This window comes from Desulfitobacterium sp. (genome assembly GCF_982384815.1).
Genome location: NZ_CEVWNY010000088.1, coordinates 1 through 12,516, shown reverse-complemented (window position 1 = coordinate 12,516; position 12,516 = coordinate 1). Strand labels below are relative to the sequence as shown.

At 41.9% G+C, this 12,516-nt stretch carries 10 protein-coding genes and 1 pseudogene; 6 read left to right on the top strand and 5 right to left on the bottom strand.

Annotated features, from left to right (window positions below):
• Both AC1U9U_RS12175 and AC1U9U_RS12170 read left to right on the top strand, forming a co-directional pair.
• The coding region (locus tag AC1U9U_RS12175; protein WP_479960834.1) for a dimethyl sulfoxide reductase anchor subunit family protein at positions 1 to 616 on the top strand (616 nt) is incomplete at its 5' end.
• 132 nt (positions 617 to 748) lie between these two features.
• A complete protein-coding gene (locus tag AC1U9U_RS12170; protein WP_479960833.1) occupies positions 749 to 1,630 on the top strand; it encodes an FMN-binding protein in 882 nt (293 codons plus the stop codon).
• On the opposite strand, the gene AC1U9U_RS12165 is transcribed toward AC1U9U_RS12170, so the two are convergent.
• Positions 1,623 to 2,894, bottom strand: a complete 1,272-nt coding sequence (locus AC1U9U_RS12165) for a sigma-70 family RNA polymerase sigma factor (RefSeq protein ID WP_479960832.1) — start codon at positions 2,892 to 2,894, stop codon at positions 1,623 to 1,625. The genes AC1U9U_RS12170 and AC1U9U_RS12165 overlap by 8 nt on opposite strands.
• Positions 2,895 to 3,351: 457 nt before the next feature.
• Between AC1U9U_RS12165 and AC1U9U_RS12160 the strand changes: the two genes are divergently transcribed.
• The 3 genes from AC1U9U_RS12160 to AC1U9U_RS12150 are packed head-to-tail and all read left to right on the top strand — an operon-like array spanning position 3,352 to position 7,372.
• Positions 3,352 to 5,928, top strand: a complete 2,577-nt coding sequence (locus tag AC1U9U_RS12160; RefSeq protein WP_479960831.1) for a molybdopterin-dependent oxidoreductase — start codon at positions 3,352 to 3,354, stop codon at positions 5,926 to 5,928.
• A 19-nt stretch (positions 5,929 to 5,947) separates the two neighbouring features.
• Positions 5,948 to 6,523, top strand: coding sequence for a 4Fe-4S dicluster domain-containing protein (locus AC1U9U_RS12155; protein ID WP_479960830.1), 576 nt, complete (start codon positions 5,948 to 5,950; stop codon positions 6,521 to 6,523).
• 3 nt (positions 6,524 to 6,526) lie between these two features.
• Entirely contained in the window at positions 6,527 to 7,372 is an 846-nt protein-coding gene (locus AC1U9U_RS12150; RefSeq protein ID WP_479960829.1) for a dimethyl sulfoxide reductase anchor subunit family protein, read from the top strand.
• Between the two features lie 58 nt (positions 7,373 to 7,430).
• Here the strand turns inward: AC1U9U_RS12150 and AC1U9U_RS12145 are convergent, their stop codons facing one another.
• The 3 genes from AC1U9U_RS12145 to AC1U9U_RS12135 all read right to left on the bottom strand — a co-directional run bounded on the left by AC1U9U_RS12145 (position 7,431) and on the right by AC1U9U_RS12135 (position 11,595).
• A complete protein-coding gene (locus AC1U9U_RS12145) occupies positions 7,431 to 8,147 on the bottom strand; it encodes a response regulator transcription factor (protein WP_479960828.1) in 717 nt (238 codons plus the stop codon).
• Positions 8,148 to 8,161: 14 nt separating this feature from the next.
• Positions 8,162 to 9,787, bottom strand: coding sequence for an ATP-binding protein (locus AC1U9U_RS12140; protein WP_479960835.1), 1,626 nt, complete (start codon positions 9,785 to 9,787; stop codon positions 8,162 to 8,164).
• A 194-nt stretch (positions 9,788 to 9,981) separates the two neighbouring features.
• Entirely contained in the window at positions 9,982 to 11,595 is a 1,614-nt protein-coding gene (locus AC1U9U_RS12135) for an ABC-F family ATP-binding cassette domain-containing protein (protein WP_479960827.1), read from the bottom strand.
• 270 nt (positions 11,596 to 11,865) lie between these two features.
• Between AC1U9U_RS12135 and AC1U9U_RS12130 the strand changes: the two genes are divergently transcribed.
• Complete coding sequence (locus AC1U9U_RS12130; RefSeq protein ID WP_479960826.1) at positions 11,866 to 12,354, top strand: hypothetical protein; 489 nt, start codon at positions 11,866 to 11,868, stop codon at positions 12,352 to 12,354.
• A 36-nt stretch (positions 12,355 to 12,390) separates the two neighbouring features.
• Here the strand turns inward: AC1U9U_RS12130 and AC1U9U_RS12125 are convergent.
• Positions 12,391 to 12,516, bottom strand: a pseudogene (locus AC1U9U_RS12125) (CZB domain-containing protein); the annotation flags it as partial.

Here is a 12,516-nt window from a genome sequence, read left to right as displayed (position 1 = left end):
TGGCACGGCAAAGTTGAGTATGGAGATATTGGCTTTTATTATTGTGGGAGTTTTGGCTCTGATCTATAGCTATATGTGGTGGAAAGCACCGGCCAATGCTTCAAAAAAATTAGTGGGCCTTGCTCTTAGTGTGGTAGGGTTAATAGCAATTGTGATTTCCAGTAAAGTCTATACCTTACCGGCCAGATTGGCTTGGAATTCCTGGCAAACCACGGCAGCCTTTGTTCTTACCGCTCTTCTCTTAGGTTCTGTATCGGTAGCTTTCCTTCTCAGCAAGACCGAAGGGGAAGCCGGTCAGAAAGTAAGAAAAACCCTGGGCATCTTCGTTGCGATATCTGTAGTACTTGTGGGTTTAGTACTGGGTTCCTTTGCTCAGACTTATGGTGCATCGGCTGAACAATCCGCCGCAGTTGCAGCAACCTTTGCTTCATCCTTCTTTATTGTGCGTTTAGTTATCGGCATCTTGCTTCCGATGGTATTTGCCGGACTGTTCATTGTTAATCAAAAATCCAGCAGCACCCTGGCGGCATTAACTTTAGTTGGTGTGGTTCTCGGCGAGTTATCGGGACGAATTCTCTTTTATTCCTCAGTAATGGGACAATATCCCTGGTTCTAGACTTAAAAGTAAATAGATAATTACTAAAAATAATAACCAACAACTTTGAAGTAAAAGACTTTCCTGGTTGTTGGTTATTATTAATTTTCACCACTATGAGCAAACTTAAATTGATTATCAGGAGTATAGATTATGTTAGGTTTTATTCTAGACTACGTATTCGGCTGGCTGGCGGTTCTCATTGGAATTTTTTTGACCTCAAAATACTTATTCCGAAAATTAACCCACAAGGTACCTGGAGAAAAGCGTCTCCGGCTTGTGGAAATTAATAGAGCTCTAAAGGCACCTCATATAGCCTTAGGCTTTGTCCTTATAATAATAGGTTTAGTTCATGGCGCACATTCCTCGGCTTCAGTGCTAAGTGTGAATATCGGTACTATAAATTGGCTGGTGACAATTGTCTTTGGTATCAGTTGGGTTGGCAAAAACTTCATAAAAAGAAAATGGATACTCCTCCATCAGACCTTAACGATAATTTTTGTCGTAACTCTTGTGTGGCATATCGTTGATGAAGGCGGTATCAATATTTTCCGCATAATCTCCGAAATGAATAGTGATGTTACCTATGAAGCAGTGGTAGACGAAACTATAGTATCTGGAGCTCAGGGTCCGGAGGAGGGAAATCAGCAGCTTAACGGGAAGGACACGACCAGTAGTACAAGCTCTGCTTTTGATGAAAAGGAGTTGCCCTATTACTTTTCTTTTAAGGGGTTAAACCTTGCTGATGGAACCTATATTACTGAAACTACCGGCTACAGTCCCGGGCTTAAATTGGAGGTTACGATTGAGGGTAATTCCGTCAAAAAGATCAAGATCCTCCGGCATTTTGAGGTGGATTCAAAATATTACAAAGAGGCCATGCTTGTAATTCCGGAAGCAATCCTCAAGCAACAAACTTTAGATGTTGATGGGATAACCGGCTCAAGCATGACCTCCTTAGGTATTATAAAAGGAGTCAGAAAAGCAGTACTGGAAGCTATTGAACAATATAATAAGGAACAAGCCATTAATTAAGCTTTTTAATAGCACTGCCGACAAGAAGGGGAATTTTAATCGATTCTCCTTCTTTTGTTGTTGACTTAAAAAAGCAGTCCTTTTCTTCTTTTACATCGAGGTTTTCTAATCCGGCTTCTTTTAGCCATTTGGCCAGCTGGCCCGGACTAAAGCCCGACCATAGATCACTGTTGTCTTTAGTAAAAAGGTTGTAATTATGAGAGCCAAAATCCCCAATAATTAGCTGACCGCCGGGCTTAAGGGTTCTGGCCATTTCTTTGATAGCTTTACCGGGGTCATAGAGGTGATGAAGGACTATCAGGCAATACCCGATATCCAAGGTTTCAGCCTTGAGAGGAATGGAGTTTAAATCGGCAGGCAGACAATCTATTTGAGGAAAACCTTCACGATTAAAGCGCTGCTTGGAGATGTCCACCATATTTGGCGAGATATCAAAAGCGTAAACCCTTTCCGGTGTTAAAGAGGAAGAAGCTTTTACGGTAAATTGCCCGGTTCCGGAGCCGAAGTCACCAATTTGCTTAGGTTCTTTATTTATTGCTTTGTTTAGAATGAGTTGGTCTAAATGGGAGGGGTAAGTTACATCTCTCATTTCTTCGAATAGTCTAGCAGAGTTATCAAAGTATATTTTTGCTTTATACATAATTTCCAGCTCAGGGTTCTCCGGCCAAGCATCGATGCCAAACCAGCGATATAGAACGGTGTATTCTTTAGAAGAAAAGAAATCCTTATCTATTTTCAGGCAAGGGGTTAGGATAAGCTTAATAAACCTATTCCTGGCCCGATTTAATAACGAAGTATAAGCCGAAACACTAACCCCCATTACTTTGGCAGCATCCTCGTATGACAATTCTTCAATTTCACGAAGGATAAGAGCGGTTCGATGCTCACTTTTCAATAGATTTAAGACCTTAGATATTTGTTTAGACCTTTCTGCATCTTCAATTGCCGTTAAGGGCTTAGAAGTAATGGCATTGCATTCCAGAGTATCATCAAGTAATTCATAAGTACTGACACGCTTGTTTTTGCGCCAAAAATCATTGCAGAGATTCCTGGCAATGGTATACAGCCAGGCAGAAATGTTATGGTCGGGCCTTGCTCCGATGTTAACAAAAGCACGTAAAAATGTTTCCTGTGCCAGGTCTTGGGCACTGTCTTCGTCTTGAATTGTCCACTTAATAAACTTATAGATACCAGGGTAGTATTGGGTAAAAATATCATCAAATTTAATTGACACGTTATTCAAGTTGATTAGATCTTTTGACAATATTGTCCACCTCTTTAACATCATTAAAGGAAACATAGCTTCCAAATTAAAAGCCCCGCACAGACAGAAATAGCATTGCCATGCGGAACCCTCGCCCTCATTTATAAATATGTAATATATTTAACAATATATTACCTGATAAGATGGCAAACTTCAAGGAATAATGGGAAATAAAAAAGATTTTAACAAATACAATAGAATAATGTCGATATACAGTAAAATACCTTTCTACAGACCTTTCTTGGTCTGCTAGGGAGATATTTTTTGCTCAATAATAGAATGGTAATAAATTAATAATATTCTATTAATATTTAATGCCAAATTAAAATTATGTATTAATAACTCTATGGTAAAATTGATAATAAGCTTTCAGCAAAGATTTTTAAACAGGAAGGGAGGCGTGCATTTTAAATTGAGATAGTGTTCACTTACTCATAGTCGAGGGAGGTAAAAGGAAATGGCTAATTTTATCGACAAAATTGTTAATTCAGAAATTAGCCGTCGGGCCTTCATCAAGGCTAGTACGGCTGCAGCAGCAAGTTTAACACTTGGTGGATGTGGCAGCAGCTTAACACAAGCTACTGCGGATCAAGCTGCTAAACAAGAGGGGAAATGGATTACAGCTGCTTGCTGGCATAACTGTGGGGGGCGCTGCCTAAACAAAGCTCTGGTAGTGGATGGTGTTGTTGTACGTCAGAAAACCGACGATACCCATCCGGATAGCCCTGATTTTCCACAACAAAGAGGTTGCGTCAGAGGACGTGCTCAGAGGAATCAGGTCTTTGGAGCAGATCGTTTGAAATACCCCATGCGCAGAAAAAATTGGGCACCTGGGGGTGGCAAGAGAGAGCTCCGTGGTCGGGATGAATGGGTCAAAATCTCTTGGGAAGAAGCCTTAGATTCTATTGCCGGAGAATTAAAAAGAATTAAAGCAGAACATGGCAATCGTGCATTTTTTGCAGATGGTGGTCCAGCCTCTAAGGTTTTAGCTTTATACGGAGGCTATGTGGCGAATTGGGGGACAACATCTCTAGGTTCTTGGACCTATACACCGGGCCCCATCGGTTTTAGCTCATCTACTGATGACGGTATCAATGACAGACTGGATATGCGCAATTGCGACACTGTTATTATGTTCAACATGAATCCAGCATGGAGTTCAGCAGGTAATCCTCTGTACCATTTTCTTCAAGTAAAAAAATCAGGAGCTAATTTTATAGCTATTGATCCCTTCTATAATGACTCCTACGCTCTGCTTGAAGCCGATTGGATACCCACTCGACCAGCCACAGATACAGCTCTCATGCTTGGAATTGCGCATACTTTAATCGTTGAAGATGACCCTGTCAAAAACTCTCTCATTGACTGGGAGTTCCTCAAAAATTTCACTATTGGCTTTGATTCTAGCACCATGCCTGAAGGTACCGACCCTAAGGACAATTTCAAAGACTATGTTCTTGGGACTTATGACGGCGTCCCTAAAAGTGCTGAATGGGCTTCTGAGATCTGTGGAGTAGCTCCTGATAGAATCCGTTATCTTGCTAGTGCTATGAATAAAAACAATAAAGTAGCTATCCTCCATGCCTGGTCAGCTGGAAGGACCCAAAACACAGATAATTTACCTCAGATGGCTATGATCCTCGGAGCTATGACGGGTCATATGGGCAAGTCAGGACATATGTGTGGAATCAGTTGCCATAGCGGTGCCGCTAATGGTGGTGGTTCCTTAGTATCTCCTGGTAAAAATGGTTTACCATCTATAGACAATCCCATTGATGACAGTATGAACCATACCGAAATGTGGCGTGGAATCGTGGATGGCAAATACAATTTCACCGGTCACAAGAAATTCCTAAAAGGTGAAATGAGAGATATCGACATCCACCTTATCTATCATGATAGCAGCGCCCGACTCCAATCTGCCGACGGTATGACCAAGGGGATAGAAGCACACCGTAAAGTTGATTTAGTAGTTAGTCATGGACAATTTTTGACCACTAATGCTAAGTATTCTGATTTTGTGCTTCCTGTGACCACGGAATGGGAAAAGATAGGGGGGTTCTTAACCGGCAATCGCGAAATGATAATCATGTATTCCCAAATCACTGAACCCATGTATCAATGTCAAAGTGATGAATGGATTGCCCGGGAACTCGGAAAACGTCTTGATGTCGACGTCACTAAAGCATTCCCGATCGACGCCAAGCAGCAATTCTTCAATCAAATCGCAGGATCTACCGTTATTTTACCTGATGGTAAAACAAAAGTCCCCTTAGTCACCATCACGGAAGCCGATATTGAACAGTGGGGAGTCAAAGGCAAACCACAGCAAGGTCAGATCAATCTCAAGGAATTCCAAGAAAAAGGCATATATCAAGTTGAGAGAAAACCGGGCGACAACTACGGCTCCATTGCCTATAAGGATTTTTGCGATGATCCGGTTGCTAATCCACGTCCTTCCACCAGTGGTAAATTTGAAATCTATTCTCTAGGCTTGGCCGATACCATTAACAATATGGGCTATAGCAAAATAAAACCTATCCCAACTCATATTCCGCCGGTTGAGGGTTATGAAGCAACATTTAAGGATTGGAAGAACAAAGTAAAGGGCGACTATCCATTCCAAGTCATTAACCCCCACTATTTGCGTCGTTCCCATACGGTTTTTGATAATGTGCAGTGGTTAAGGGAAACCTGGCCTAATCCCGTCTATATCAATACTCAGGATGCGAAGGATCAGGGTATCGTAGATGGTGACACGGTCTTGTTAACAAGTCAGCATGGTAAAACTTTACGTAATGCCTGTGTCACCGATCGGTTTATGCCCGGTGTTATTGGTCTTCCCCACGGTTCCTGGGTTGATATGGACGAAAAGACGGGTATCGATACCGGAGGGGCAGATAACATTCTTTGTGGCCCAATTTCAACCGGCCAAGGCGTCTCGGGTTGGAATAGCTGTATTTGCAATATGGAGAAATATTCAGGTGCGAAACTTATTGCAGATATTCAAAAACCGCAAAGAATTATTTTCTGAGAAAGGAGCGTGAATAATAATGGGTCAATACGGATTCTTCTTTGATATGACCTCTTGTATAGGTTGTCGAACCTGCCAGATGGCTTGCAAGGACAAAAACGATTTAAAAGTTGGTACAATATTTAGAAGAGTAAAGGCTTTCGAAACAGGTTCTTACCCTAAGCCTGGGGTCTTTCATTACTCGGGTACCTGCAACCACTGCGAAACCCCCAAATGTGTGGAAGGCTGTCCTACTAAAGCTCTGCATAAATTAGACAATGGCATTGTCGATCACGATCAAGATAAATGCATAGGTTGCCGTTTTTGTACCTGGAACTGTCCCTATGGGGTCCCCCAATTTATTGAAGAAGTAGGCCGGACGAGTAAATGCAACATGTGTAAGGATTTAATCGAAAAAGGGGAAAATCCTGTTTGTGTAGATGCCTGCCCAATGCGGGCGATTGAGTGGGGAGAACTAGCTGAATTAAAAGCTAAACATGGAGATTGTGTTAGCGATTTGCCCTTCTTACCCATGTCTTCTGTCACCAAACCTTCCTTGCTTATTAAAGCAAAAACTATTGCTAAGCAGCAAGGCTTCAGGGAAAAGGAGGTCTAAAAGATGGGCGAAACAAGTTTATTGTTTTTTTCCTTTTGTATGCAAGCTGCGATTGGGATGATGCTCTTTATTACAATTGGCAACCAGCTTTATAAAGATAAACAGTTCAAGATAGCTTCCCTGGTTGCCGCAGGTTTAAGTGTTATCGGTCTATTGGCCTCTTTATCCCACCTGGGTAGGCCTATGGCCTTCTTAAATTCACTCTCTCATTTAGGCAGCTCCTGGTTAAGCAATGAGGCACTACTATGCGGAATCTTCGCCGGGATTGCTCTTTTGTATGCGCTTATCCAATATTTTAGGCCTGCCGCCGGCCAAAGTCTTAATCTGGCTTTAAGATGGGCCGGAAGTATTGTTGGATTATTTGCCGTATTTTCCATGGCAAAACTTTATACATCCACGGTTGTTCCGGTTTGGCAGGGAGCTAACACCTTTGTTGACTTTTACGCAACCACTATTGCTGTAGGCGCTTTGCTTTTTATCGCTACCAGTCTCAAAGAATTGCCAAGTGGTGATAAAAAAATCTACGGGGCAATTGTTTTAGCTGCCGTAGTTATCCAAGTGATTGCTTCTATATCTCATGCCTTTGGTTTGAGTAGCGAAGGAATGGCAGCTCAGGCCAGCGCAGCAATTTTAAGCAGTATGGGTACGGTAATTGGTTTGAAATGGCTGCTTATTCTGGGTGGGGCGGGGATCCTCCTTTGGCCTTCCGCTGCAAAAGCGCAAGTAACGGAGACAACAGCCGGGGCAGGGCTTATTTACCTCGCTTGTGCTTGCTTAGTCGTGGGTGAAGTTATTGGAAGGTATGTATTCTATGCCGCCATTGTTGCTACGAATATTGGCCTAAATTAAAAATTTACTCCTTATTTTAATCCCAAAAGCCCAGCTTCACATTGAAGCCGGGCTTTCTTTAATTACTAAATTTATAACCAACACCCCAGACAGTGATAATGTGCTTGGGTCTAGCCGGATTCTCCTCGATTTTTTCTCTGATTTTCCTCATAAAGACTGTGATTGTTCCTAAATCGCCAATGTATTGTTCACCCCAGAGTTTATTGTAAAGATGTTCACGCGTAAATACCTGACCAGGATGATTTGCCATGTAGTAAAGAAGCTCAAATTCTTTTGGGGTCAACTCTACGGTTTGTCCTTGCACTTTAACCTCATAGAGCTTACCGTTTATTTCCAGATTGTCAACCCGAATGCTATCCTGATCATCGGGTTGTTTAAGTTCCGTGTGGTTAGTGTTAGCAAAGTTTATCGCCCTTCTTAGCAAGGCCTTGATTCTTAGGGAAAGTTCCACCGGACTAAAGGGTTTGGCAACATAATCATCTGCCCCCATATTAAACCCTACGCTTTTATCGACGATATCCCCCTTCGCGGAAAGCATTATAATGGGTACGGAACTATCTTGGCGGATAATTCGGCAAAGTTCGAAGCCGTCGATCTCCGGAAGCATCACATCGAGAATGATCAATGAAGGTTTCTCTTCTTTAAACATTGTTAGGGCTTTTTCGCCATTAGCCGCATAACAAAAGGCATAGCCATTTTTAATAATAATTTCTTCGACTACTTTTTTAATGCTTACTTCATCGTCAACCAGCATGACTTTAATCGTTTCGGACATTAGATACCTCCTTCCTAAATATCTCTTGCCGGTATGCTAACTGTAAAAGTACTACCTACATTTGGTTCGCTTTTTACAGCGATCCGGCCATTATGAAGCTCTACTAATTCCTTTGCTAAGGCCAACCCTAACCCCGTTCCTCCGTATTTCCTGGAGGTAGAACTATCCGCCTGGGTAAATCTTTCAAAGATATGTTTTATGTCCTCCTTTTTTATGCCGATTCCGGTGTCGGAAATTGTAATCACAACTTCTTTTTGGTTTTCATCATAGTTCACACTAATAGTAACTTTACCGCCTTCATCGGTAAATTTAATCGCGTTGCCGGTAAGATTTTCAACGATTCGGCGTACTTTTTCCGGATCGGCTTTAATTAAAGGCACATCCTTTGAAACATCTATGATAAGATCAATTCCTTTGTTCTTAGCCAAGGGTAAAATTACGCCTTCCACAGATGCAAAGACGTCGGCCATATCCATAGTAACCAACATTATTTCCCCTTTACCCGCTTCAATTTTGGCTAAATCCAAAATGTTATTGATCATCTTTAATAGAATTTCGCTATTAGCCCGGATTTCTTCAAGATATCGTCTTTCCGTACCCCCTTCGCTAATCGAATTCTCCGCCAGAAGAAGCTCGGTAAATGCTATCACTGAAGTCAAGGGAGTTCGTAGTTCGTGACTCATGATCGCCAGGAACTCAGATTTATAATTATTGACTTCTTTTAATTTGATATTGGCTTCTTCCAGTTCGCGTTTATGTTCCTTTAGAATTAAGTTTGCTTTTTCCAGCTCTGTAGTTCTGTCTTCTACTTTTGACTCTAGGTTAATATATAGATCCCGCAGCTGGTTAGTCATTTGCTGAAAATGAAAGGCCAGCTGTTTTATTTCTCCTTCCGCGAGAATATGAGTCAGGTCTACTTCGAGGTTCCCACTTCCCACTAGGCGTACTGTTTTTGCCAATTCTCTTAAAGGAGTGGTGACAAGCTTTCTGACCAGGAAATATATCGCTCCGATGCACAAAGCAACCAATAAAAGAAAGAAAAATATATTTCCTAGAAGATTACTTTTGGTATTTTGAATAAAAATATCCATAGGCATAACAAGGCTTATGGCACCGCCAAAATCCCCTAATTTATAACCTTCTTTGGCATAATCGGTGACATCAATTTCACCTTTCGGTTCTCCATGACAAGTTAGACACGATTCTTCGATTCGCAAAGAAGCCAAATAGCGGAAGACCTTTTTGCCGCCTATAGTGTCAATTGCATAATATTCCTCTAGCCCAGGAATTGCTTTAAGTATCTCTAGGCCTTTTTTTTCAAATTCATCCGGTGCATTCAAAATGCTGCGGTAATCTAAGTTGGTTGGCTTGATTGTATAATCTGTCATCTCGGCAAAGAAGACTCCGATTCCCATAGCTACAGTAGAGCAATTCATATGTTTGAATTCAAAGTTGCCTTCGGAATCATAATTTATATTATCTTGGTTGATCGACATAAAATTCCAAGTAGCGATCTGCTGTTTTGTTATGACCTCAGCGATCTCTTTCATTTCCTCTAAAGCCACTCGTTGTTGGGTTTGGTAGTCCCAGATGATTTTTATACCCATAACCATGACGATGACAAGAATTGTACCCGACATAAAACGAAAGGTTAAACTGTCCTTGTTAATTCTCAAAGGATTTCCCCCTTCGAAATACAAACTAAATAATTTAGGTTCCCAGTTATTCCATCATATTAAGATATAATTATATAATACCAATTTTCACATTATGTTGCGAGGCTTTTGGCAAAAAACAGCCAATCCTAGTTTAAGGAGTGACTGTTTTAGTTCGGCTAACTATACATGTTCTCTAAAAGTACCTTAACATGTTCATTCTCAAGGTATTCATCATATTCCATTCTCCGGTCGATAAGGCCCTTGGGAGTTATTTCGATAATCCGGTTGGCAATGGTCTGAACAAATTGATGATCCTGGGAGACAAAAAGAATTGTTCCATCAAAATTCATTAACCCGTTATTCAGCGCGGTGATAGATTCAAGATCCAAGTGGTTGGTGGGTTCGTCAAGCAATAATACATTGGCCCCACTGAGCATCATACGCGATAGCATACAGCGGACTTTTTCCCCTCCGGACAGGACGTTAGCCGCTTTTAACGATTCTTCACCCGAGAAAAGCATTCTGCCAAGAAAGCCGCGGACAAAGGATTCATCGGGGTCCTTAGAGAATTGTCTCAACCAATCCACAAGAGGAAGGTCGGTATCGAAATAGCTGGAATTATCTTTCGGAAGATAGGTTTGGGATGTGGTAACCCCCCAACTGTATTCACCGCTGTCTGCCTCCAGTTCTCCCATAAGAATTTTAAACAGGGTGGTTTTAGCTAGGCCGTTAGGGCCCACAAGGGCAATCTTATCACCTCTATCAACAATAAAGGAAATGTTGTCGAGGACTTTTTCCCCGTCAATGGTTTTGGTGAGATTTTGTACAGTTAACAAATTGTTCCCTGCTTCGCGGTCAGGGGTAAAGGCGATATAGGGGTATTTGCGGGAAGAGGGCCGAATATCCTCAAGGGTCAATTTTTCAAGCTGTTTTTTTCGGGAGGTGGCTTGCTTGGCTTTAGAGGCGTTGGAGCTAAAGCGTTGGATAAAGCTTTGCAGCTCAGCGATCTTCTCTTCTTTTTTCTTATTGGCATCCCGCATGAGTTTCAGGGCAAGCTGGCTGGATTCATACCAGAAGTCGTAGTTCCCCACATAAAGCTGAACCTTGCCAAAGTCGATATCCACGATATGGGTACATACTTTATTCAGGAAGTGACGATCATGGGAGACAACCAGAACAGTACTCTCAAAATTATAGAGAAAATTCTCCAGCCAGTTAATGGACCGCAGATCCAGATGATTGGTAGGCTCGTCCAAGAGGAGAATCTGGGGATGACCAAAAAGAGCCTGAGCTAAGAGAACCCGAACCTTTTCGCTTCCCTCAAGTTCTTTCATTTTCTTTTCATGATACTCCTTAGGGATGCCCAATCCCATTAAAAGCTCCGCGGCTTCTGCTTCGGCTTGCCACCCATTCATTTCGGCAAATTCAGCTTCAAGATCTGCAGCTTTTATGCCGTCCTCCTCGCTAAAATCAGGCTTGGCATAGAGGGCGTCCTTTTCCTCCATAATTTCATAAAGCCGCGAGTGCCCCATAATGACGGTTTTTAGAACTTCATACTCTTCAAACTCAAAATGGTCTTGCCTCAGGACAGCAACCCTTTCTCCTGGGGTAATTACGATCTCTCCTTTTGAGGGTTCAATTTCACCGGAGAGAATCTTAAGGAAAGTGGATTTTCCGGCTCCATTGGCGCCAATGATACCGTAACAGTTTCCCGGCGTGAATTTCACATTGACATCTTCGAATAAGGCGCGTTTACCAAAACGCAAAGTGATCCCGTTTGTGCTAATCATGCTTAACTATCGTTCCTTTATGCATATTTCGTAATGAGCTACGAAACATAATTATAACACATTTTTAACAACAAGACTTAATCATCCCTCTCTTTAGATGCCTGAAGATGTTACACTACAAATTGCCCAGCTCAGATGTCACAGGATCTAGAGAATGTTATTAGCAAGTTCAAAATCTAAATTTGGATTCGTGAGAAAATTACTCTGCGTACGTCTATACTATTAAGGCCTAATACATGTTACGATGATGGAAAAGGGAGGAGGGAGCTTGTGGTGAGCTTTTCGTTAATCATGGTTTTCGGGATTGCTCTGATCGTAGTAGTCTTGGTCATAGGGGCGATTGCCGTTGGTATTCGCTCTCATAGTCGTGGTGAAGATACATTGCACCAAAAGGAAGGGGGAAAAGGAATGATTAAGACCGTATATACCTATTTGATTCTATTCGCTACTTTGATGATGACCATCGGAGGCAGTGTGGCCGCTTTTATGGCTGCAGCAGATTTGGTTTCGCCGCCAAGCTATTATATGTCCTTTGAGGATTATAAACGGGGCTACTACCCGAAAGAAGTTGCGGATCCCTCAAAACCGGTTGTGGAAAAAAGCGAGGACGAATTAAAAGCAGACTATGAGGCCATGGTAAAAGAAGAAAGAAAACGCTCCCAAGATCGGGCTTTAAACAGCTTAATTAAAAGCTTTGGTTGGATTGTGATTCCTTTGCCGGTATTCCTGTATTATCAAAGGCGGTTAAGAACGGAATGAGTGAGGCAATAAATGGACAAAGCAAAGCTATACACTATCTTGAAAATACCATTTGCCCAAGCGGCAATTCTGATGAGAAGTAACTTCTTCCGGAGTAACCTCTTCAATTCCCTTGATCATATTGACGATACGGGATTTCCAGAGCAAGTGATCAGTTTTGGC

What these genes read in the sequence shown, in the direction of transcription:
- AC1U9U_RS12160 (WP_479960831.1), top strand. Translation starts at nt 3,352, where the DNA reads ATGGCTAATTTTATCGACAAAATTGTTAATTCAGAAATTAGCCGTCGG.
- AC1U9U_RS12135 (WP_479960827.1), bottom strand. Translation starts at nt 11,595, where the DNA reads ATGATTAGCACAAACGGGATCACTTTGCGTTTTGGTAAACGCGCCTTA.
- AC1U9U_RS12170 (WP_479960833.1), top strand. Translation starts at nt 749, where the DNA reads ATGTTAGGTTTTATTCTAGACTACGTATTCGGCTGGCTGGCGGTTCTC.
- AC1U9U_RS12145 (WP_479960828.1), bottom strand. Translation starts at nt 8,147, where the DNA reads ATGTCCGAAACGATTAAAGTCATGCTGGTTGACGATGAAGTAAGCATT.
- AC1U9U_RS12150 (WP_479960829.1), top strand. Translation starts at nt 6,527, where the DNA reads ATGGGCGAAACAAGTTTATTGTTTTTTTCCTTTTGTATGCAAGCTGCG.
- AC1U9U_RS12140 (WP_479960835.1), bottom strand. Translation starts at nt 9,787, where the DNA reads ATGTCGGGTACAATTCTTGTCATCGTCATGGTTATGGGTATAAAAATC.
- AC1U9U_RS12155 (WP_479960830.1), top strand. Translation starts at nt 5,948, where the DNA reads ATGGGTCAATACGGATTCTTCTTTGATATGACCTCTTGTATAGGTTGT.